Below are 21,075 nucleotides of genomic sequence, written 5' to 3'. Positions count from 1 at the left end.
GCATTTCGAGGGCGGATCAGCGGTACGGTCAAAAGGTGTTACATCTGCCTGGGAGGTTTTGATTAACAAATGCGAACCCCGGGCGTAGCGTGCTATCGAAGACTCTATCCACGCTTACGTCGAGAGGCTCCGGATGAACCGATTAACGCTTGGCATCACTGCGTTGGCGTTGAGTGGCGTGCTGAGCAATCCGGCCCAGGCCGATCCGGCGCCATCCTCACCGTTGCTGCTGGCGCAGAGCCCGACGGGCAATTCAAGCAATCCATACAACAGCCCGATTCGCCGGGCCAACCCCAACAGCATGCAGGGCACCCAACCCGGAGCTCCTGGCATTCGCGGACCGAACACCGTACCGGTTCCGCGACCACCGACCCTGGACAACGGCGGGATTGGCAACCGCTATCCCCAGGACCGCCCCGCTGCGCCCAGCCAACCGATATTCATACCCAATCCGCCTCATCGAGACACAGGCACCAGCAACCGTTGAACGGCAAGACGCAAGTCTGCCAGCCATCCTGACGACAAAAGGAATCGTGCATGTTGCGTAGAACCCTCCTGGCCACACTCTGTGCCAGCACCTTGATCACTGCGACCGCACCGACCTATGCCGCGCCCGTTCAAGAACTGAAAAGTGAACAGGGCACCCTCGAAGTGACCCCGATCGTCGAGGGCCTGGAGCACCCGTGGGCCCTGGCGTTCCTGCCCGATCGCCAGGGCATGCTGGTAACCGAACGCCCTGGCAACCTGCGAGTGGTCAGCGCTGACGGCAAGCTCTCGGCCCCGCTCGACGGCGTGCCGACAGTCTGGGCCAAGGGCCAGGGCGGCTTGCTGGATGTGGCGTTGTCGCCCGACTTCAAGCAAGACCGCACGGTCTATCTGTCTTATGCCGAAGGGGGCGGCAAGGGCGACAAGGCCGGGACCGCGGTCGGCCGCGGACAATTGTCGCAAGACCTGAAGTCAATCAGGAACTTCAAGGTGATCTTCCGCCAGGAGCCCAAACTGTCGGTCGGCAACCACTTTGGGTCGCGCCTGGTGTTCGACCGCGACGGATATCTGTTCATCACCCTCGGTGAGAACAACGACCGGCCGACGGCCCAGGACCTCGACAAACTGCAGGGCAAGGTCGTGCGGATCTATCCCGACGGCAAGGTTCCGGACGACAACCCCTTTGTCGGTCAGACCGGCGTGCGCCCGGAGATCTGGTCTTATGGCCAGCGCAATCCACAAGGTGCGGCGCTCAACCCCTGGACCGGCGTCCTCTGGGAAAACGAACACGGCCCCCGGGGCGGCGACGAGATCAACGTTATCGAGCGTGGCAAGAACTATGGCTGGCCGCTGGCAACCCACGGCATCAACTATTCCGGCCAGCCGATTCCGGAAGCCACGGGCAAGACCGCCGAAGGCACCGTCGCGCCACACCATGTCTGGGAAAAATCCCCTGGCCTGAGCGGCATGGCGTTTTACGATGCCGATCGCTTCAAGGCCTGGCAACACAATGTGTTTATCGGCGCGCTGGTCAGCCAGGAGCTGATTCGCTTGCAATTCGACGGCGACAAGGTGGTGCACGAAGAGCGGTTGATGGGTGAGCTGAACAAACGCATTCGTGATGTGCGGCAGGGACCGGACGGCTATTTGTATGTGTTGACCGATGAGGCTGACGGAGTGCTGTACAAGGTTGGCCTGAAGTAAAACATCTCCTGCCGAAGATTCAGCCCGACGGTAGTGATATAGGTCAAAGATCCCGTGATGCGGCCTTGCGTGTGTGTGGAGTCGGCAGATACTGAGTCAAGGTCGTTACAATTTTGCCGCCGTGGATCATGCAAATTGCCGGGTTGAAATCGGCTTTTGTTGCATTTTGCATGAAAAGGTTTGCTGTCAGTGCCCGTATATCGTTGAAATTACCGATGAGCTGCACGGCGAAATTCGCGGCATGTTTTATGCTGTAGCTGGCCTTGAGCTGACCGGCTTTTCATTTGAGTCAGTGGCTACACCGGAAAACAGTCAGATGAGGACTTGATAAAGCCTGCAAGAAACATGAGCGGGGAATTTAGTACTGATCGACGTGGATGTTTGATTGGCATTCTCACATTAAGGAGAGGGTCGTAATGTTTCTTTCTGCCTTGGAACTTCGAAACATCATTGAAAGCAGTTTTCTTCCGAAACGTTGTCAATGTACGTTGTCGCCGGACCTGTCGATGACTATAAAAGTGTATTCCGATCGTAAAACCGATCACCTCGATCTGATGGTGACCGGAATCAACGCCAAACATCTCAATGGCTGCAGGGAAATCAACGACCTGATTGCCGAATTGCGTGTGGACATGCAAAACAAAGCCGAAGTCCAGACTCTGCATCCGGACAGGAAAGCGCTTTAACCCCACGGTTTCAAGGCTCGCGCCGGTCTGACGGAAAGCCAGGCCCGGCGCCAGCTCTATCATCAGCATGCAATATGCCAGGACCGGCATGGCGCTCGAGCCATTTGCCGGTGCACTGCGTACTGCCTGGTCAGCTTTGCATGCTGCAAGCGTCGGACAGTTTTCGATAAGTGATCTGTGCCGTTTGGCCTGACGTGTCGATGTACGTCATTTCAGCGGTAATGACTTCGCAATACAGGGTCGAGGGCTCGGTCAGCGAGATGACCTTGGCCACGTGCAATGGCATTCCATAGTGATATGCAGGGACTTGGACCTGGGTCGAGGACGTTTCGTCGGCCAGAGCAAGACCGGCAAAGGCGCTGCAGGCGAGGGCGGCTGTCGACAACAATGTGCGCGTGTTCATGAACGATCTCCAGTGCAGGCGAAAAGTCAGCTCGACATAAGGTCGAACCTGCCGCACTGGGCGTCAGAGAGATCTGAGGGCGTGCGGTCCAGTAAAGCTTTGGACCGCAGCGTTAAGAGATGGTTAAGCCGGCTGAACGCCGCCTGTCGGCAGTTCCTTCTCTTCAAAGGATGGCGATCTGCTGTCGATAGCGTTCATAGGCCTGCTGGCAGGCTGCCACATTGTCGGCTATCGGCAGGGTTTCGCTGGCCGGATCGAGCTTTACGCAGCGCTCGCACAAATCCGCCAGGCTGTGTTCAGGGCCGTTTGCCCAGGACTTGCACCACGCCGCCTGAATCGCTGCGCCGAGCGCCGCGGCTTCGCTTTGCCCGGTGCAGATCACGGGGGTGTTCATGATGTCCGCGACCAGCTGCCGCCACACCGTGCTTTTCGAGCCGCCGCCGATCAGGCAGATGCTGCGGCTTTGCAGGCCATTGCGGCGCAACAGGTCCAGCCCATAACGCAAACCGAAGGTCGTGCCCTCGACCACGGCGCGACACAGGTTGGCCTGCGTCAGGTTGGTCATGGTCAGCCCCAGCAGGCTGCCCGTGGCATGGGGCAGGGCAGGCACCCGTTCACCATTGAGAAACGGCAGCATGCACACGCCTTCGGCACCGATCGGCGCTTGCGCGACGAGCTCGTTGAAGCGCGGGATATCCAGCTCGAACAACTCGCGAATCACCCCGGTGGCATTGGTCAGGTTCATGGTGTAGATCAGCGGCAGCCAGCCACCGCTGGATGAACAGAAGGTCGCGACCGAGGCGTCCGGACTGACATTCGGCTGGTCGGCATAGGCGTAGACCGTTCCCGAGGAACCGAGGCTCATGGTGATTGCACCGGGCTTGATGTTGCCGGTGCCGATGGCGCCCATCATGTTGTCGCCACCGCCGCTGGACACCAGGGCCTGCGGGTTGATGCCCAGGTGTTCGGCGATGCCCGGCAGGAGGGTGCCAACGGCCTGGTGGCGTCGATCAGCTCCGGCAACTGCGGCTTGCAGGCGGCCGGTGGGGTCGATGTCGCGCAGCAGCTGCAAGTCCCACTGACGGGTGCGAACGTTGAAATAGCCGGTGCCCGAGCATCGCCATACTCACTGCAACTGCGGCCGGTGAGCCAGAAGTTGAGGTAGTCGTGGGGCAGCAGGATGTGGGCGATGCGGGAAAATGTTGGCGGGTGCTGTTCTTTGCTCCAGAGTAGCTTGGATACGGTATAGCCCGGCGCGATGACGACGCCGAGGCGTTCCAGCGAGCCGCTTTCGCCGCCCAGGTGGGCCAGCAGGCGGTCGTTCTGCGCGCTGGATTCGGTGTCGCACCAGAGTTTGGCCGGGCGCAGTACCTGGCCCTGATCGTCGACCAGGACCAGGCCGTGTTGTTGACCGGAGACGCCGATGCCAAGGATGTCCTGGCCGTCGACATTGGCCGCGATCAGCGCTTGGCGAGTGGCGCAAGCGAATGCTTCCAGCCATTGCGACGTGTCCTGCTCGCGCCGGCCATTGGCGCCACTGATCAGGCTGTGGGGAGCCGCACCCTGGCCGAGGACCTCGCCGCTGATGGCGTCGAGGATCAGGGCCTTGGTGCCTTGGGTGCCGCAGTCGATGCCGAGGAAAAGTTGTTGGTTTGCCATGGAGGATCCTTGGATCGTCAGGTCGATGTCAGTCAACATTCAACGTATAGGGTGCCTGTCAGTCCGCCTTCGCGGGCAAGCCTGCTCCCACAGGGACCAGCGTCGTCCACAAATATGTATTCCACCGAGGACCACGGTGGGAGCGGGCTTGCCCGCGAAGACGGCAGCAGATTCACCACGGTACTTACGCCAGCACCCGCTCCAGGGTTCGCGTCACCCCAACCTCGCGCAAGCTGTTGCAGCACCATTCGAACGCCGCCACAAATTCGGGCGAGCGGGGAATCTGCGTACCAAAGATCTCCTCGACCTCCAACAACCGCTGGGTGATCAACACATCATCGGCCACCAACGCCTGACAAAACGCCGCGCGCGGATCCGGAATCGAGTACGTATCGCCCTGCTCATTCACCCCCTTCAAGTACAAGGCCCAGGCTGCCACCACCAACGCCGCACGCTTCGTCTCGCGGCCCTCGGCAATCAAGCGATTGATCGTCGGCACGGTGAACTTGGGAAACTTCGACGAACCGTCCGAGCACACGCGCTCCAACTGGTCGGCAATCGCCTGGTTGGAGAAGCGTGCGATCAGGGTGTTCTTGTAGTCGGTCAGGTCTATCCCCGGCACGGGCGACAACTGTGGCGTCACGTCCAGATCCATGTAAGCGCGCACGTACCGGACAAACAGCGGATCGTTCATGGTCTCGTGAACGAAGCGGTATCCCTTCAGGAATCCCAGATACGTCAGGGCCAGGTGGCTGCCGTTGAGCAGCTTGATCTTCATGTCTTCGTAAGGCGTGACGTCGTCGGTAAACTGCACGCCGACCTGTTCCCAGGCCGGGCGCCCGTTGACGAACTTGTCTTCCAGCACCCATTGCGCAAAGGGTTCGCAGACCACTGGCCAGGCATCGTCGACGGCATGCCTGGCGGCCAGTTGCAGGCGATGTTCAGCACTGGTCATCGGCGTGATGCGGTCGACCATGGCGTTGGGGAAACTGACGTTGCTATCGATCCAGTCGCGCAGTTCGGCATCGCGCAGGGCCGCAAACGCCAGGAGCGCCTTGCGGGTGATCGCGCCGTTGTGCGGCAGGTTATCGCAGGACATCAAGGTAAATGCCGGCGTGCCGGCGGCACGGCGTTTGACCAGGGCGGCGCAGAGAAAGCCGAACACGGTTTGCGGTGCGTCCGGATGGGCCAGGTCATGTTGGATCTGCGGCAAATGGGCCATGAATTCGCCGTTGCTGTCGTCGATGCAGTAGCCGCCTTCGGTGATGGTCAGCGAGACAATCCGAATCTCGGGGTTCGCCAGTTTGTCGAGCAGCGCCTGGGCGCCGTCTTCGGCCAGCAGCATGTCGCGGATGGCGCCGATCACCCGGACTTCGGTGTCGTCGGAGTCGCCCAACTCAAGCAGGGTGAACAGGTAATCCTGCGCCTTCAGGTCATCCCGGGCGCGACGGTCTTCGGCGCGCAGGCCGACGCCGCAAATGGCCCAGTCCAGATCCTTGCCGGTGTTCATCAAGGCGTCGGTGTAATACGCCTGATGCGCGCGGTGGAAACCGCCGACGCCGATGTGCGCGATGCCCTGGCGGGTGTCGCTCAGGGTGTAGGCGGGCAGGATCACTTCGGGGGCGAGGTGGTGCAGATTCTGGTTATTCAGTTTCATCACAGGCTCTCTGAATTCAGGCGGCAACGCGCAACGGACGGGTCAGCGCTACGCCGTCGGCATCGAATAAATGGCAGTGTTCGGCATCCAGGTGCAGGCTCAGGGTTTCGCCGTAACGGCTGGCCAGGTCACCGCGCACGCGCATGGTCAGGGCTTCGCCGGACGCCGTTACCACGTGGCAGAACGTGTCGCTGCCCAGGCGCTCGCTGACGTCGGCGGTGACCTGCAACGTGCAGTCGCCGGTTTGTGCCAGCTCCAGGTGTTCCGGGCGGATGCCCAGGGTAACGGCGCCGCCGACGCTCAGGTTGGCGCCGCTCAATGGCAGGTTGATACGGGTGCCGGCGTCCAGCAGCACTTCGCAGCTCTGACGGTCGACGCCGGTGACCTTGCCCTTGAGGAAACCCATCTTCGGCGTGCCGAGGAAGCCGGCGACAAACAGGTTGGCCGGTTGGTGATAGAGCTCCAGCGGTGAGCCAACCTGTTCGACCTTGCCGCCGCTGAGCACCACCACCTTGTCGGCCAGGGTCATGGCTTCGACCTGGTCGTGGGTCACGTAGATCATGGTCGCTTGCAGTTCCTTGTGCAGCCGCGACAGTTCCAGGCGCATCTGCACCCGCAGGGCGGCGTCGAGGTTGGACAGCGGTTCGTCGAACAGGAAGATTTTCGGGTTGCGCACGATCGCCCGGCCGATGGCCACGCGCTGGCGCTGGCCGCCGGAGAGTTGCTTGGGCTTGCGCTCCAGCATCGGCCCGAGTTCAAGGATGCGCGCGGCGTCGTTGACCTTTTTCTCGACGTCGGCTTTGGGCACGCCGGCCAGGTCGAGGGCAAACGACATGTTTTTGCGCACGCTCATGTGCGGGTACAGGGCGTAGGTCTGGAACACCATCGCCAGGTCGCGCTTGGCCGGGCTGACTTCGGTGATGTCGCGGCCATCGAGTTCGATGGTGCCGCCGCTGACTTCTTCCAGGCCGGCGATCAGTCGCAGCAGGGTGGACTTGCCGCAGCCCGAGGGGCCGACGAAGACCACGAATTCCTTGTCGCGCACTTCCAGGTCGATGCCCTTGATGATGGAAAAGCCTTCGAAGCCTTTTTGCAGGTTTTTGATTTTCAGGTTGGCCATGGTGATGGGTCTCCGATTGTTGTTATTCAACTTGTGCCGGGCGCGCTTTTCGTAGGAGCTGGCTTGCCAGCGAAGGCGGCCGAAAGATCGATGCAAAATTTGCGGGCCTCTTCGCTGCAAGCCAGCTCCTACAGGGGATCGCGTTGGGTCAACCATCCATGTGTGAGATCGCGTTGGGCCGACGATCTTCATTTCACCGCGCCAAACGACAGGCCGCGGACCAGTTGTTTCTGGCTGATCCAGCCGAAGATCAGGATCGGTGCGCAGGCCAGGGTCGAGACTGCCGACAACTTCGCCCAGAACAGCCCTTCGGGGCTGGAGTACGAGGCGATCAGCGCGGTCAGCGGTGCGGCCTGGGACGAGGTCAGGTTCAGCGACCAGAAGGCTTCGTTCCAGCACAGGATCAGCGACAGCAGCACCGTGGAGGCCAGGCCGCCCTTGGCGATCGGCAGCAGCACCCGCACCATCTCTTGCCACAGGGTCGCGCCGTCCAGTCGCGCGGCTTCGAGGATGTCCTTGGGGATGTCCTTGAAGTAGGTGTAAATCATCCAGACCACGATCGGCAGGTTGATCAGGGTGTAGATCACGATCAGCGCGATGCGCGTATCGAGCAGGCCAAAACTCTTGGCCAGCAGGTAGATCGGCATCAGCACGCCCACCGGCGGCAGCATCTTGGTCGAGAGCATCCACAGCAGCGTGCCCTTGGTGCGCTGGGTTTCGTAGAACGCCATGGAGTAGGCGGCCGGCACCGCGATCAGCAGGCACAGGGCGGTGGCGCTGAACGAGATCACCACCGAGTTCCAGGCGAAGCTGAAGTAGTCGCTGCGCTCGTTGATGTGCAGGTAGTTCTCCAGGGTCGGGGTGAAGATGAACTGCGGCGGCGTGGCGAACGCATCGATTTCGCTCTTGAAGCTGGTCAGCACCATCCAGAAGATCGGGAAGAAAATCAGGATCGCGATGGCCCAGGCCAGGGTGCCCAGCAGCAGGCTTTGCAGACGACGGGATTGTTGAAGGGTCATGGCAATGGCCTCAGGCTTTGTCGGTCAGGTTTTTGCCGATCATCCGCACCAGGACGATGGCCGCGATGTTGGCGATCAGCACCGCGATCAGGCCGCCGGCGGAGGCCATGCCGACGTCGAACTGCACCAGCGCCTGGTTGTAGATCAGGTAGGCGAGGTTGGTCGAGGCGTAGCCGGGGCCGCCATTGGTGGTGGTGAAGATTTCGGCGAACACCGAGAGCAGGAAGATGGTTTCGATCATCACCACCACCGCGATCGGGCGGGCCAGGTGCGGCAGGGTCAGGTGCCAGAAAATCGCGATCGGACCGGCCCCATCGAGGCGCGCGGCTTCCTTCTGCTCCTGGTCGAGGGACTGCATGGCGGTCATCAGGATCAGGATCGCAAAGGGCAGCCATTGCCACGACACAATGATGATGATCGACAGCAGCGGGTAATGCGCCAGCCAGTCCACCGGCTGCGCGCCGAACAGTTTCCAGACGTAGGCGAGAATCCCCGACACCGGGTGGAAGATCAGGTTCTTCCAGATCAGCGCACCGACGGTGGGCATGATGAAGAACGGCGAGATCAGCAGCACCCGCACGATGCCGCGGCCGAGAAACTCGCTGGCCTCCAGCAAGGCACTGATCAACACGCCGAACACCACGCTGATCAGCAGCACGCTGCCCACCAGCAACAGGGTGTTGGTGGCGCCGGGCATGAACCCGGAATCGCTGAGGAAGTAGCTGAAGTTTTCCAGGCCGACGAACTGGTTTTCACCGGGGTAGAGCAGGTTGTAGCGGATCAGCGAAAAATACACGGTCATGCCCAGCGGCACGATCATCCACAGCAGCAACAGCGCCACCGAGGGGCTGACCAGGAACCAGCCGGGGTTGGCCAAGCGGCTTTTACGCACGGGTTGGGGGAGGTCGATATGAGCTTTGGCAGTTGAAGTATTCATGGCGATAACACCGATTAATGCAGACCTGTGAAGATCAAACTGTGGGAGCGAGCTTGCTCGCGAAAGCGGTATTGCAGTCGCTGAAGATGCTTCGGATTTACCGGCCTCATCGCGAGCCAGCTCGCTCCTACAAGGGGGCGGGGGTTATTTGGGATAACCGGCGCGCTTCATTTCACGTTCGGTGGTTGACTGGGCGGCGGTCAGGGCCTGGTCGACCGTGGTCTGGCCGATCAGCGCCGCGGAGAACAATTTGCCGACCTGGGTGCCCACCGCCTGGAATTCAGGAATGGTCACCAACTGAATGCCGATGTACGGCACCGGTTTGGCGCTCGGCTTGCTCGGGTCCGCCGCTTTCAGCGATTCCAGGGTTACCCTGGCGAATGGCGCAGCCTGCAGATAGGCCTCGCTGTAGGTCGAGGCCCGGGTGCCTGGCGGCACGTTGGCGATGCCGTCTTTTTCCGCGACCAACGCCCCGTACTCCTTGGAAGTGGCCCAGGCGCTGAAGGTTTTTGCGGCGTCCTTGGCCTTGGAACTGGTGGGAATCGCCAGCGCCCAGGAGTACAACCAGGCCGAGCCCTTGTCGGTGGTTTCGTGCGGTGCGTAGGTGAAGCCGACCTGTTCGCTGACCTTGCTCTGGCTCTTGTCGGTGACGAAGGAGCCGGCCACGCTGGCATCGACCCAGATTGCGCACTTGCCGCTGTTGAACAGCGCCAGGTTTTCGTTGAAACCGTTACTCGAAGCACCCGGCGGGCCGGATTTCTTCATGGTGTCGACGTAGAAATTCAGCGCGTTCTTCCATTCCGGACCGGTGAATTCCGGCTTCCACTGCTCATCGAACCAGCGTGCACCATAAGCATTGGCGACGGTGCTGATGAGCGCCATGTTCTCGCCCCAGCCGGCCTTGCCGCGCAGGCAGATGCCGTACTGTTCCTTGTCCTTGTTGGTGAGCTTGCTGGCGAACTCGCCGATCTGGGTCCAGGTCGGGCGTTCGGGCATGGTCAACCCGGCGTCCTTGAACAGGTCGGTGCGGTAATAGGTGATGGAGCTTTCGGCGTAGAACGGTAGGGCATAAAGCGTGCCCTTGACTGACAGGCCTTCGCGCACCGAAGGGAATACATCGTCGAGGGCGTAGCTGGCCGGCAAGTCCTTCATTGGCTCCAGCCAACCCTTGGCGCCCCAGAGGGCCGCTTCGTACATGCCGATGGTCAACACGTCGAACTGGCCACCCTGGGTGGCGATGTCGGTGGTCAGGCGCTGGCGCAGGACGTTTTCTTCCAGTACCACCCAATTGAGCTTGATGTCCGGATGCTCGGCCTCGAAGGTTTTCGAGAGCTTTTGCATGCGGATCATGTCGCTGTTGTTGACGGTGGCGATGGTCAGGGTCTGGGCGCCGAGGCTGACGCTGCTGAGGGTCATGCAGGTGAGGGCTAGCAGAGCTTTTACAGAAGGTTGCATCGTGCACTCCTTTTCTGCACCCGGCGGGTTGCAGAAGGACAGTTATTGTTTTTGTGTCTTCCTGGGGCGGGAAGAATGTGCACTGATTACAGCCTTCAATTGATGGCGTGACAAATCATCCGTCGCACTTGGATTGATACTATTTTGCACTAGAGTCGAGAGGGAGAGGTGCTGGGGGCGGCTTTGCGGCGGTTGAATAGCATTGGATTTGTACAGGTTTCGAGGGCCCCTTCGCTGGCAAGCCAGCGCCTACAGGGGAATGCGATCCCCTGTAGGCGCTGCCGGAGGCGGCGATCTTTTGATCTTTCTTTACCCCAGATTCTGCTCGGTCAACCGCTGCACAGCCAACTTGCGGTAATGCGACGGTGTCATGCCTTTGAGCTGCTGAAACCGTCGATTGAAATTGGAAATATTGTTGAACCCCGACTCGAAACACACATCGGTCACCGGTTTGTCACCGTCGGCCAATAGCTCGCAGGATTTACTGATGCGCAGGCGATTGACGAATTCGATGAAGCAACGCCCGGTGGCTTGTTTGAACACCCGGCTGAAGTAGGTCGGCTTCATGCCCAGGTGCTCGGCCACTTCCTCCAGCGACAGATCCCGGGCGTAGTGGGCGAAGATGTAATCCACCGCCCGGTTGGTGCGATCGATGTTGTGTTCGTCGGCCAACTGCGGCGTCGTGGCGCCGGAGAGCGTTTGGTAATCGTCGCAGGCCGCCAGCAGCTCCAGCAGAATGAAAAAGTGTCCGAGCCGGGTCACGCCCTTCGTGTCGGCGATACGCTGCATCAGGCCCATCGCCTGGCGGATGGTGCGTTTGCAGCGGAATTCGATGCCGTACTGCGCACGCTCCAGCAGCGGTGCCAGGCTCTTGAGCTCGGCGAACACCAGATGGCCGCTGTCGAACAATTCATCGGTAAAGTTGACCAGCATGTCGCGCTTGGGCACGACTTCGTCTTCGGCGACCTGGCTGATCCAGTTGTGGGGCAGGTTGGGGCCGGTGAGGAACAGCGATTCCGGATAGAAGTTGCCGATATAGTCGCCGATGAACACCTTGCCGGAGCTGGCGACGATCAGGTGCAGTTCGTATTCCTTGTGAAAATGCCAACGCACCAGCGGGCAGGGGAAGCCATGCTGGCGATAGATGATGGACAACCCGTTGTGGTCGTCCATCAGCTCGTAGGAAGGGTCGGTAACTTTGGCAGTCCGGGTCATGTCAGCGTGCTTTGGTTGTTATCGCCCGCTGATCATGCCTCGTTCCAGCCCGTCAAGGCTACCCGGTGGTTCGCCCGGGCCGGCTATGTGCGATGCAAGGACTCGCCGTAAACCGCTTTCATGCTCGTGGCAATCCAGCAGTATTGGACAATCTCGGATTCATCAAAAAAATCAGTGCTGATGATGCTGCAGCGCGTGACCCAATCCCGGCTTTGGTGGAACCAGTCGTTGATGTAATGCTTGATGTCCTGAGGACCACCCAGAAAGCCATAACTGGTGGCCGACAAAGACCATAAACAGGGGGCGGAAGGTAGGCTTTGGAGTGTGCGGGAGATGTGCTTTTTCAGATCATCGGTATCCGTGAAGTGCTTGCCGCTCCACTTGTGCCATATGCGTGGCCAGAAGTAATGATCGTCCAGCTCTCGCAACAGCGGCGCGGCCAGCACCACCCTTCGTTTTGCACTCGCCTGTTTCAGTTCGCCCACCGTTAGCGTGGCATCCGCCGGCGGTATGATCCGCTCCCGGAGCTTGTCAATCAGTAAGTCATTGAGCTTTTTATAAGCGAAAGGCTTTTCACCGTCGCCTAGTTGGTGAAAATCGAGAACGATAAACTCATCCCGATTCTCATCGAGAAAGGTCGACACCGCATCGATCAGCTCCTCGAGGAGGCGATGGGACTGATAGCCATTGTGATGAAAGTAGAATATCGATTGGTCATGTCCTTCGGTGTAGCCGAGGCGGATATCGAAGGCTCGCGCGCCGTTGGCAAGTTGCCAGGCAAATGAATCGTTTTGACAGGTGGTCCAGTTGCCGATGACAACGTCGTAGTTTGGCGCCTTTTTGTCCATGCCCGAGTTGTGAGTACCGGGCCAGACGATATCGGACAGCTTCAGTCGGTTGATGTCGAGCGCCTTGCTCATCCAGGTTTTTTTATTCAGATTCCCTTCATTGGTCATTGTCGAGCCCTGTGGTGACTTCGCCCATCCATGGGGCGAAGTCGATCGATGGAAACCCGATCATAGAGGGCCGCGTCGGCAATACCAAACGCGTAACTATGTACAAAAATTATGTGACCTGACGGTTTTTCGCTTCAATCCATTGCGACATGTATTGAGTGCTCTTGTGCTGATGATGGCGCAGCATGCTACCGGTGAAGTTATCCCTTCTGATCGACGAGAGATGCTGCCGGCATTCGTTGATTCGGGCGATTAACGCAGGGCCATGACGGGTGCGCTGGTAACGACTGGCCAGCAGTTGCAACCCTTGCGCCTGTGCATCCAACCAGCGGGTCTTGTCTTTATAAAGTTGCACGGCGTTATCGGCGAACGCCTGGGCTGTCCGGGTCACCGCCCCTGGCCAGGGTTCCTCGCCGTGCATGGCTTCTGCGCCGATCGGCGTGGTGACATTCGGCGTACCGCAGAGCATGGCGTCAACGAGCTTGCCTTTAATGCCTGCCCCGAATCGCAACGGCGCCAGGCACACTCGCGCCGCCGACATGACCTGCAAGGCATCTTCTGCCCAGTTCATCACATGAAACCCCTGGGCGGCATTGTGCAGCGCAGTGGCTTTGGGCGGGGTATAGGCGCCGAAGATGTGCAACTGGGCACTCGGCAGCTGTTCGCGGATCAGCGGCCAAAGGCGGGTTTTCATCCAGAGCACCGCGTCCCAATTGGGTGCATGGCGAAAGTTGCCGATGCTGAGAAAGTGCGCCCGATCCTCGAAGGTCGCTGGCGGCGCACTCGGCAGGTCGACCATCAGCGGGCACCAATGCAACATGTTGCGCGGCACCGTGAATTGTTCCACCAGCAACTCGATTTCCACTTCGGAAATCATCAGGTTCAAGTCGCAACGATAAATCGCGGCGATCTCCCGTTTGGCCAGGTCGGTCTCGGCCATGAACTCGAACTCTGCACGCAGTGCCGGGGCGAACAGCTCACTGAAATCATCGGCGTCGTCACTCGCCTTCAGGCGCTCCTTGAGGCGTAGATGCCGGGCATCGCGCAGGCTTTGCAGGTCGGAGGTCTCAAGGACGCGCAAGGCATCCGGGCAGTGTTTTTCAACGCGCCAGCCAAATTGCTCTTCCATCATGAACCGGTCGAACAGCACCACATCGGGAGCCAGTTGGCTGATAAATGTGTCGAAACTGCTGTTGTTCAATTCGATCGGCACTTCACGAATGCCCAGCGCCGTCAGGTCTGCCCGGTGTTCGCCAGTGCCGGCGGGACTGCTGAAGGTGATGTCCCAGCCTTGCTCCAGGAACGACTCGAGAATTTGCATCATATGCCCGCCAGCCGCCGAAGAGCGGGGCTCGGGCCAGACGTAACCAATGACCAGGACGCTGGTTGCGCGGGGCTGACTCATGAATGGACATTCCTTGAAACGGGGGCAGGGGACGAAGTCGGGGGGCGATTAAACCACAGGCGATGGTAAACCCCGTTGCCCCCCCTCAGTGCAGATCAGGCGTTGTTGAGAATGCCTTTGACCTTGTCGCGCAGCTGGTCGATGGAGAACGGCTTGCCAATCACATGCATGCCCTCAGGCACCTCGATGCTTTCGGCATAGCCACTGGCGAACAGGATCGGCAGTTTGGGATGCAGCATCCGCGCCTGCGTGGCCAGTTCACGGCCATCCATCACCGGCAGGCCGACGTCGGTCATCATCAAGTCGATGTGCTGGTCTTCATCGTTGAGAAACTCCAGTGCCTGTTCGCTGCCATCGGCCTCGAGCACCTTGAACTCCAGTTCCTCCAGCACATCAACGATCAGCATGCGGACGATGGCATCGTCTTCGACGACAAGGATGATGGACGCATTGGAGGACATAGTGGGGTTCTCGAAGAGTGAAAGGGCGTTTGCCGTCGATCGAAATGGCCGGGCTCTAGCATGAGTAAGTGACGGATCCCGACAAGTTCCCGGCGCTGCTAAAAAAAGATAGTTACGTAAAGCCGGCAAGGATAACCGCTCCTTTGCGCTGGAGCAGCTGTTTGTAGGATTTTGCCGGAAAACCTGTCAGAAAGTTGGATCATCGTGGCGGTTTTGGGGCAAACTCCGTGGTTTTCAATAGATCGACAAGGCTTCCCCATGACCTCCGCGTCTTCGGTTGACGAGCAACGATTTCGTAAACTCCTGAGCCGCAACGTCAGCCTGCCGTTGGGTGTCGGCGTACTCAGTGCCGTGTTCTTCGTGTCACTGATCGCTTATCTGATGTCGGTGATCCAGTGGGTCGAGCACACCGACCGGGTGATCAATAACGCCAATGAATCGATAAAACTGACCGTCGATCTGGAGACCGGGATGCGCGGGTTCCTGCTCACCGGCGACGAGCAATTCCTCCAGCCCTACGAAACGGCGAAGCCACGGATCACAGTCGCCCTCGGGACCTTGCTCGAACTGACGGCGGATAACCCGGTGCAGACCGATCGCCTGCACCGGCTGCAGGCCTTGCAGGATGAATGGGCCGCTTACGCCACGACCATGATCGATTTGCAGCGCTCCCGCGGGGACTATCGCGGCGCGATCAAGGCCGGGCAGGGCAAACGCCTGACCGACGAGATCCGCAAACAATTCGAAGACGTGATCGACATGGAGCAGCAGTTGCGCACCGCGCGCAATGAGGAAGTACGGCGCACGACCATCTGGAGCATCAGCCTTTATATCGTGTTCATCGCCGGTATCAGTGCACTGCTGGCCTACATCGGCCGCCGGGATTTGCTCAACCTGGCCCAAAGCTACAGTGCCAACCTCGCCGCGCAACAGGCCAGCGCCCGTCGCCTGGAGCAGCAGGCCTGGCTGCGTAATGGCCAGACCGAACTGGCCGAGCAAGTGCTGGGGCAACTGTCACTCAATGTGCTCGGGCGTAACATTCTGCAGTTTTGCGCGCAGTACCTCGGTACGGCGGTGGCCGCTATTTATGTCCGTGAAGAGCACGGCGGTCTCAGGCGCGTTGCGTCTTATGGTTTCTCCCGGGAACAGGAAGCGCTTGAACAACAGATCCACAGTGGCGAAGGCATTGTCGGCCAGGTCGCGCAACAGGCTCGCCTGATCCGCCTCGACCACGTACCGAGTGGCTACTTCAAGGTCAGCTCCGGCCTTGGCGAAGGCTTGCCCCATAGCGTGCTGGTGGTGCCGACCAGTGACGATGACCGGGTCAATGGCGTGATCGAACTGGGTTTCCTGCGACCGCTCGACGACCGTGATGTCGAACTGCTTGAACTGATTGCCGGCAACATCGGCACCTCGATCGAAGCCGCGCGCTATCGTCAGCGTCTGCAGGAGGTGCTGGCTGAGACCCAGCAGCTCAACGAAGAGCTGCAGGTTCAGCAGGAAGAACTCAAGACCGCCAACGAAGAGTTGGAAGAGCAGTCGCGGATTCTCAAGGAGTCCCAGGCACACCTGGAAACCCAGCAGGTCGAGCTTGAACAAACCAATGAGCAACTCGCCGACCAGGCGCAGATCCTCGCCGATCAGCGCGACGCCATGGACCAGAAAAACACTGAGCTCAATCAGGCGCAGACCCAGCTCGAAGAGCGCGCCGAAGAGTTGCAGCGTTCGAGCAAGTACAAGTCCGAATTCCTCGCCAACATGTCCCATGAGTTGCGCACGCCGCTGAACAGTTCGTTGATCCTGGCCAAGTTGCTGGCGGAAAACCCCCAGGAAAACCTCAGCGCCGAGCAGGTCAAATTCGCCGAGTCGATCTACTCCGCCGGCAACGACTTGCTCAACCTGATCAACGATATTCTCGACATCTCCAAGGTCGAAGCCGGCAAACTCGAGGTGCGCCCGGAGAACACCAGCGTCGCGCGTCTGGTGGAGGGTTTGCGCGGGATGTTCCAGCCGCTGGCGGCAGACAAGAAACTGGACCTGCAAGTCGAATTGCAGCCGGGCGCGCCGACGATGATCTATACCGACCGCCAGCGCCTGGAGCAGGTCATCAAGAACCTGCTCTCCAACGCGGTGAAATTCACCGAAAAAGGCGCGGTCAGCCTGACAGTGGCCAACCAGCCTGGCGACGGTATCGCCTTTATCGTTCGCGACTCCGGGATCGGCATTGCCGCGGACCAGCAGGACAGTATTTTCGAAGCCTTCCGCCAGGCCGATGGCACCACCAACCGCCGCTACGGCGGCACTGGCCTGGGCCTGTCGATTTCCCGCGACCTGGCGGCGTTGCTCGGCGGCTCCATCAGCGTTACCAGCGAGCCGGGGCAGGGCAGTGTGTTTACCCTGGTCTTGCCCCGGCAATATGTTGAACCGGGGGATGAACCGGTCGAGCCGATGAAAGCCTCACCGGTGGCCATGACCCCGAGAGTCAAGCCCGCCGCGCCGGTGCCGCTGATCGCCGCCGTCGATATCCCGCGTTTCGACGACGATCGCGCAAAGGCGCCCTTCGCCACCCGATGTATCCTGGTGGTGGAGGATGAGCCGAACTTTGCGCACATCCTCTACGACCTGGCCCATGAGCTGGGTTATCAGTGCCTGGTGGCCCATGGGGCCGACGAAGGTTACGACCTGGCCAGGGAGTTCATCCCGGACGCCATCCTGCTGGACATGCGTCTGCCGGATCATTCCGGATTGACCGTCTTGCAACGACTGAAGGAACACGCGCAAACCCGGCACATTCCGGTGCATGTCATTTCTGTGGAAGATCGCGTCGAAGCCGCCATGCACATGGGCGCCATCGGGTATGCGGTCAAGCCGACCACCCGCGAAGAACTCAAGGACGTGTTTGCCCGCCTCGAAGCCAAGCTGACCCAGAAGGTCAAGCGTGTGCTGCTGGTTGAAGACGATGATGTGCAACGCGACAGCATTGCCCGGCTGATCGGCGACGATGACATCGAGATCACGGCCGTCGGCTTGGCGCAGGAAGCGCTGGGCCTGCTGCGCACCACGGTTTTCGACTGCATGATCATCGACCTGAAGCTGCCGGACATGCTCGGCAACGATCTGCTCAAGCGCATGTCCACCGAGGATATCTGCTCGTTCCCGCCGGTGATTGTCTACACCGGGCGCAACCTGACCCGGGACGAGGAAGCCGAACTGCGCAAGTATTCGCGCTCGATCATCATCAAGGGCGCGCGCTCGCCCGAGCGTCTACTGGATGAGGTCACACTCTTTCTGCACAAAGTCGAATCCGGGTTGTCCCATGAACGGCAGAGGATGCTCAAGACCGCGCGCAGCCGCGACAAAGTCTTCGAGGGCCGCAAAGTGCTGCTGGTGGACGACGATGTACGCAACATCTTCGCCCTGACCAGTGCGCTGGAACACAAGGGTGCGGTCGTGGTCATTGGCCGCAACGGCCGTGAGGCGATTGAACGCTTGAATGAAATCGAGGACATCGATCTGGTGTTGATGGATGTGATGATGCCGGAGATGGACGGCTTCGAAGCCACCAGCCTGATCCGCAAGGACCCGCGCTGGCGCAAGCTGCCGATCATTGCGGTGACGGCCAAGGCCATGAAGGACGATCAGGAGCGCTGTTTGCAGGCCGGCTCCAACGATTACCTGGCCAAGCCCATTGACCTGGATCGCCTGTTTTCGTTGATTCGCGTGTGGTTACCGAAGATGGAACGCATTTAGTGGAAAGCATTTATTCCGGGCAGCGAAATAGCGAAATCGAATTGCGCTTGCTGATCGAGGCGATTTACCTCAAGTACAGCTACGACTTTCGCGATTATTCCGGTGCGTCGATCAAGCGTCGCGTCCACCACGCGTTGGGCCAGTTCGAGTGCGCCACCATTTCGGCGTTGCAGGAGAAGGTGCTCCACGACCCGACAGCGTTCATGCAATTGCTGCAATTGCTGACGATTCCGGTCAGTGAAATGTTCCGCGATCCCTCGCACTTCCTTGCCATTCGCCAGGAAGTGGTCCCGCTGCTCAAGACCTATCCGTCGATCAAGATCTGGATCGCCGGTTGCAGTACCGGCGAAGAAGTCTATTCGATGGCGATACTGCTGCGCGAAGAAGGCTTGCTCGATCGCACCATCATCTATGCCACCGACATCAACCCGCGTTCGCTGGACAAAGCCAAGCAAGGGATTTTCTCCATGGAAAATGTCCGCGCCTACACTCATAACTACCAGCAGGCAGGTGGCCAGCGTTCCTTCGCCGACTACTACACGGCGGCCTACGGCTACGCCATTTTCGACAAGACGCTGTGTGACAACGTGACCTTCGCCGACCACAGCCTGGCAACCGACAGTGTCTTCTCAGAAACTCAATTAATTTCATGTCGTAATGTATTGATTTATTTTAATAAAAAACTTCAGGATCGCGCTTTCGGTTTGTTCCACGACTCCCTTTGCCATCGAGGATTTCTGGTGCTGGGCAGCAAGGAAACCCCGGAGTTCTCGGGCTACGGCAGCCAGTTCCAACCCCTGATCAAACAAGAACGGATCTACCGCAAATCATGAACAGCGCAAAGGAATTGCCTTGTATAGAAGCTATTGTGATCGGCGCCTCGGCAGGCGGCGTGGAGGCGTTGCTTACGCTCCTCGGCCCGCTGCGCAAAGGCTTCGGCCTGCCGATCATGGTGGTGCTGCACCTGCCTGAAACAGGACGCAGCCAGCTCGCCGAAGTCTTCGCGCGAAGGGTGTCCCTGCCGGTGCTGGAAGCCCGCGACAAGACGCGGGTCGAAGCCGGCACCCTGTATTTCGCCGGGCCTGGGTATCACTTGTCGGTCGAGCAGGACCGCAGCTTTTCCCTGAGCCTGGAAGACCGCGTGCATTATTCGCGGCCCGCGATCGATTACCTGTTCGAGTCGGCTGCCGATGCATATGGCCCGGCGCTGGCCGCGGTGTTGCTGACCGGCGCCAACCGCGACGGCGCGCGCGGCCTGGCCCAGGTCAAGCAGCGTGGCGGCCTGACCATCGTGCAGGATCCGGCCGAAGCCCAGGTCGCGATCATGCCCCTGGCCGCGCTGGATACCGTTGCGCCAGACCACATCCTTCCCCTGCGCGGCATCGGCCGTCTGCTTGTCGAGCTGGAACGAATAGCATGCTAAGTAACATCCAAGCCAAACTGCTGATCGTCGACGATCTTCCGGAAAACCTGTTGGCGCTCGAAGCGTTGATCAAGCGTGAAGACCGTATCGTCTACAAAGCCTTGTCCGCTGACGAAGCCTTGTCCCTGCTGCTGCAACACGAATTCGCCATGGCCATTCTCGACGTGCAGATGCCCGGCATGAACGGTTTCGAACTGGCCGAGCTGATGCGTGGCACGGAAAAGACCCGAAACATTCCTATCGTGTTTGTCAGCGCTGCCGGCCGCGAGCTGAATTACGCATTCAAGGGCTACGAAAGCGGTGCGGTGGACTTCCTCTACAAGCCGCTGGATATCCACGCGGTGAAGAGCAAGGTCAATGTGTTCGTCGAACTGTTCCGCCAGAGCAAGGCGATGAAACAACAGGTCGAAGCGCTGGAGCAAAGCCGGCGCGAACAGGAAGCGCTGCTTCAACAGTTACAGAGCACCCAGCTCGAACTGGAGCAGGCGGTGCGCATGCGCGATGATTTCATGTCGATCGTCGCTCATGAAGTCCGCACGCCGCTCAATGGGCTGATTCTCGAAACCCAGCTGCGCAAGATGCACCTGGCCCGGGATAACGCCGCCGCGTTCACCCTGGAAAAGATGCACGCGATGGTCGATCGCGACGAACGGCAGATCAAAAGCCTGATCCGACTGATCGAAGACATGCTTGATGTGTCGCGAATTCGCACCGGCAAACTGTCGATCCGGCCGACGCGCTTCGACTTGTCGGCGCTGGTTGGAGATTTGTTACAGAACTTTGCTCCGCAGATCGAAGCCGCCGAGTCCTCCGTCACCCTGCACGCCGGGCATCCGGTGGTGGGTAACTGGGACGAGTTTCGCATCGAACAGGTCATTTCCAATTTGTTGACCAACGCTTTACGTTACGGCGCCAAGAGTCCGATCACCGTGAGGGTGTACAGTGAGAGCGGCCAGGCGCTGGTCGAGGTGCAGGATCTGGGAATCGGTATTGGTGAAGAAAACCAGAAGCGCATTTTCCAGCAGTTCGAGCGGGTTTCGGCCAAGCACGCCGTCGCCGGGTTGGGCCTGGGGTTGTTTATTTCAGAACAGATTGTGACCGCCCATGGCGGTTCAATTACCGTCGAGAGCCGGATTGGCGAAGGCGCCTTGTTTCGCGTTTGTCTGCCGCTGTAGGAAAACAGCCAGTTAAACGCAACCTCTGATCGACCCCACGGTCGTATCAGCAGCTATTGACCGAA

18 protein-coding genes and 1 pseudogene are annotated in these 21,075 nt (G+C 59.7%); 7 read left to right on the top strand and 12 right to left on the bottom strand.

Annotated elements, in window-relative coordinates; genetic code table 11:
• Nucleotides 1-133 precede the first annotated feature (133 nt).
• A complete protein-coding gene (locus tag BZ163_RS27385; protein ID WP_128873494.1) occupies nt 134-487 on the top strand; it encodes a hypothetical protein in 354 nt (117 codons plus the stop codon).
• A 50-nt stretch (nt 488-537) separates the two neighbouring features.
• Nucleotides 538-1,689, top strand: coding sequence for a PQQ-dependent sugar dehydrogenase (locus BZ163_RS27380; RefSeq protein WP_128873493.1), 1,152 nt, complete (start codon nt 538-540; stop codon nt 1,687-1,689).
• Nucleotides 1,690-1,732: 43 nt separating this feature from the next.
• Here BZ163_RS27380 and BZ163_RS27375 read toward each other — a convergent pair whose 3' ends face one another.
• Nucleotides 1,733-1,915: a hypothetical protein gene (locus BZ163_RS27375; protein WP_128873492.1), complete on the bottom strand. Its 183-nt coding sequence runs from the start codon at nt 1,913-1,915 to the stop codon at nt 1,733-1,735.
• Between the two features lie 190 nt (nt 1,916-2,105).
• Here BZ163_RS27375 and BZ163_RS27370 point away from each other — a divergent pair, with 190 nt between their 5' ends.
• Nucleotides 2,106-2,375, top strand: a complete 270-nt coding sequence (locus BZ163_RS27370; RefSeq protein WP_128873491.1) for a DUF1652 domain-containing protein — start codon at nt 2,106-2,108, stop codon at nt 2,373-2,375.
• A gap of 130 nt (nt 2,376-2,505) precedes the next feature.
• On the opposite strand, the gene BZ163_RS27365 is transcribed toward BZ163_RS27370, so the two are convergent.
• The 11 genes and pseudogenes from BZ163_RS27365 to BZ163_RS27315 form a co-directional block, all read right to left on the bottom strand.
• Complete coding sequence (locus BZ163_RS27365) at nt 2,506-2,778, bottom strand: DUF2790 domain-containing protein (protein ID WP_128873490.1); 273 nt, start codon at nt 2,776-2,778, stop codon at nt 2,506-2,508.
• Nucleotides 2,779-2,941: 163 nt separating this feature from the next.
• Nucleotides 2,942-4,437 (bottom strand): annotated as a pseudogene (xylB, locus tag BZ163_RS27360) (xylulokinase).
• A gap of 184 nt (nt 4,438-4,621) precedes the next feature.
• Nucleotides 4,622-6,094 carry a mannitol dehydrogenase family protein gene (locus tag BZ163_RS27355; protein WP_128873489.1) on the bottom strand — a complete coding sequence of 491 codons (1,473 nt, stop codon included), beginning with the start codon at nt 6,092-6,094 and terminating at the stop codon, nt 4,622-4,624.
• A gap of 16 nt (nt 6,095-6,110) precedes the next feature.
• The gene (locus BZ163_RS27350) at nt 6,111-7,214 is read right to left on the bottom strand and encodes an ABC transporter ATP-binding protein (protein WP_128873488.1); all 1,104 of its coding nucleotides are present in this window, start codon (nt 7,212-7,214) and stop codon (nt 6,111-6,113) included.
• Nucleotides 7,215-7,402: 188 nt separating this feature from the next.
• The gene (locus BZ163_RS27345; protein ID WP_128873487.1) at nt 7,403-8,233 is read right to left on the bottom strand and encodes a carbohydrate ABC transporter permease; all 831 of its coding nucleotides are present in this window, start codon (nt 8,231-8,233) and stop codon (nt 7,403-7,405) included.
• A 10-nt stretch (nt 8,234-8,243) separates the two neighbouring features.
• A complete protein-coding gene (locus BZ163_RS27340; RefSeq protein ID WP_128873486.1) occupies nt 8,244-9,170 on the bottom strand; it encodes a carbohydrate ABC transporter permease in 927 nt (308 codons plus the stop codon).
• A 144-nt stretch (nt 9,171-9,314) separates the two neighbouring features.
• Entirely contained in the window at nt 9,315-10,625 is a 1,311-nt protein-coding gene (locus BZ163_RS27335) for a sugar ABC transporter substrate-binding protein (protein WP_128873485.1), read from the bottom strand.
• Nucleotides 10,626-10,934: 309 nt separating this feature from the next.
• On the bottom strand, nt 10,935-11,840 hold the full coding sequence (locus tag BZ163_RS27330) for an AraC family transcriptional regulator (protein WP_128873484.1): 906 nt from the start codon (nt 11,838-11,840) through the stop codon (nt 10,935-10,937).
• Nucleotides 11,841-11,923: 83 nt separating this feature from the next.
• Nucleotides 11,924-12,796: a phospholipase gene (locus tag BZ163_RS27325; protein ID WP_128873483.1), complete on the bottom strand. Its 873-nt coding sequence runs from the start codon at nt 12,794-12,796 to the stop codon at nt 11,924-11,926.
• 109 nt (nt 12,797-12,905) lie between these two features.
• The gene (locus BZ163_RS27320; protein ID WP_128873482.1) at nt 12,906-14,201 is read right to left on the bottom strand and encodes a glycosyltransferase; all 1,296 of its coding nucleotides are present in this window, start codon (nt 14,199-14,201) and stop codon (nt 12,906-12,908) included.
• A 95-nt stretch (nt 14,202-14,296) separates the two neighbouring features.
• Nucleotides 14,297-14,662 carry a response regulator gene (locus tag BZ163_RS27315; RefSeq protein ID WP_128873481.1) on the bottom strand — a complete coding sequence of 122 codons (366 nt, stop codon included), beginning with the start codon at nt 14,660-14,662 and terminating at the stop codon, nt 14,297-14,299.
• 258 nt (nt 14,663-14,920) lie between these two features.
• Here BZ163_RS27315 and BZ163_RS27310 point away from each other — a divergent pair, with 258 nt between their 5' ends.
• From BZ163_RS27310 to BZ163_RS27295, 4 genes are read left to right on the top strand one after another with little or no spacing between them, the layout of a single operon-like run.
• Complete coding sequence (locus BZ163_RS27310) at nt 14,921-18,412, top strand: response regulator (RefSeq protein ID WP_128873480.1); 3,492 nt, start codon at nt 14,921-14,923, stop codon at nt 18,410-18,412.
• Nucleotides 18,412-19,245 carry a protein-glutamate O-methyltransferase CheR gene (locus BZ163_RS27305; protein ID WP_128873479.1) on the top strand — a complete coding sequence of 278 codons (834 nt, stop codon included), beginning with the start codon at nt 18,412-18,414 and terminating at the stop codon, nt 19,243-19,245. Before BZ163_RS27310 ends, BZ163_RS27305 begins: the two co-directional genes overlap by 1 nt.
• A complete protein-coding gene (locus BZ163_RS27300) occupies nt 19,242-19,835 on the top strand; it encodes a chemotaxis protein CheB (protein WP_128873478.1) in 594 nt (197 codons plus the stop codon). The genes BZ163_RS27305 and BZ163_RS27300 overlap by 4 nt, the downstream gene beginning before the upstream one ends.
• Nucleotides 19,829-21,010, top strand: a complete 1,182-nt coding sequence (locus tag BZ163_RS27295; RefSeq protein ID WP_128873477.1) for a hybrid sensor histidine kinase/response regulator — start codon at nt 19,829-19,831, stop codon at nt 21,008-21,010. Before BZ163_RS27300 ends, BZ163_RS27295 begins: the two co-directional genes overlap by 7 nt.
• Nucleotides 21,011-21,075: the final 65 nt, after the last annotated feature.

Origin of the sequence: Pseudomonas sp. VI4.1, from assembly GCF_002029345.1 — a bacterium.
GTDB lineage: Bacteria > Pseudomonadota > Gammaproteobacteria > Pseudomonadales > Pseudomonadaceae > Aquipseudomonas.
The sequence above is the reverse complement of the archived record's forward strand: the minus strand, read 5'-3'. Positions and strand labels throughout refer to the sequence as shown.

What these genes read in the sequence shown, in the direction of transcription:
- BZ163_RS27385 (WP_128873494.1), top strand. Translation starts at nt 134, where the DNA reads ATGAACCGATTAACGCTTGGCATCACTGCGTTGGCGTTGAGTGGCGTG.
- BZ163_RS27380 (WP_128873493.1), top strand. Translation starts at nt 538, where the DNA reads ATGTTGCGTAGAACCCTCCTGGCCACACTCTGTGCCAGCACCTTGATC.
- BZ163_RS27370 (WP_128873491.1), top strand. Translation starts at nt 2,106, where the DNA reads ATGTTTCTTTCTGCCTTGGAACTTCGAAACATCATTGAAAGCAGTTTT.
- BZ163_RS27365 (WP_128873490.1), bottom strand. Translation starts at nt 2,778, where the DNA reads ATGAACACGCGCACATTGTTGTCGACAGCCGCCCTCGCCTGCAGCGCC.
- BZ163_RS27355 (WP_128873489.1), bottom strand. Translation starts at nt 6,094, where the DNA reads ATGAAACTGAATAACCAGAATCTGCACCACCTCGCCCCCGAAGTGATC.
- BZ163_RS27350 (WP_128873488.1), bottom strand. Translation starts at nt 7,214, where the DNA reads ATGGCCAACCTGAAAATCAAAAACCTGCAAAAAGGCTTCGAAGGCTTT.
- BZ163_RS27345 (WP_128873487.1), bottom strand. Translation starts at nt 8,233, where the DNA reads ATGACCCTTCAACAATCCCGTCGTCTGCAAAGCCTGCTGCTGGGCACC.
- BZ163_RS27340 (WP_128873486.1), bottom strand. Translation starts at nt 9,170, where the DNA reads ATGAATACTTCAACTGCCAAAGCTCATATCGACCTCCCCCAACCCGTG.
- BZ163_RS27335 (WP_128873485.1), bottom strand. Translation starts at nt 10,625, where the DNA reads ATGCAACCTTCTGTAAAAGCTCTGCTAGCCCTCACCTGCATGACCCTC.
- BZ163_RS27330 (WP_128873484.1), bottom strand. Translation starts at nt 11,840, where the DNA reads ATGACCCGGACTGCCAAAGTTACCGACCCTTCCTACGAGCTGATGGAC.
- BZ163_RS27325 (WP_128873483.1), bottom strand. Translation starts at nt 12,796, where the DNA reads ATGACCAATGAAGGGAATCTGAATAAAAAAACCTGGATGAGCAAGGCG.
- BZ163_RS27320 (WP_128873482.1), bottom strand. Translation starts at nt 14,201, where the DNA reads ATGAGTCAGCCCCGCGCAACCAGCGTCCTGGTCATTGGTTACGTCTGG.
- BZ163_RS27315 (WP_128873481.1), bottom strand. Translation starts at nt 14,662, where the DNA reads ATGTCCTCCAATGCGTCCATCATCCTTGTCGTCGAAGACGATGCCATC.
- BZ163_RS27310 (WP_128873480.1), top strand. Translation starts at nt 14,921, where the DNA reads ATGACCTCCGCGTCTTCGGTTGACGAGCAACGATTTCGTAAACTCCTG.
- BZ163_RS27300 (WP_128873478.1), top strand. Translation starts at nt 19,242, where the DNA reads ATGAACAGCGCAAAGGAATTGCCTTGTATAGAAGCTATTGTGATCGGC.
- BZ163_RS27295 (WP_128873477.1), top strand. Translation starts at nt 19,829, where the DNA reads ATGCTAAGTAACATCCAAGCCAAACTGCTGATCGTCGACGATCTTCCG.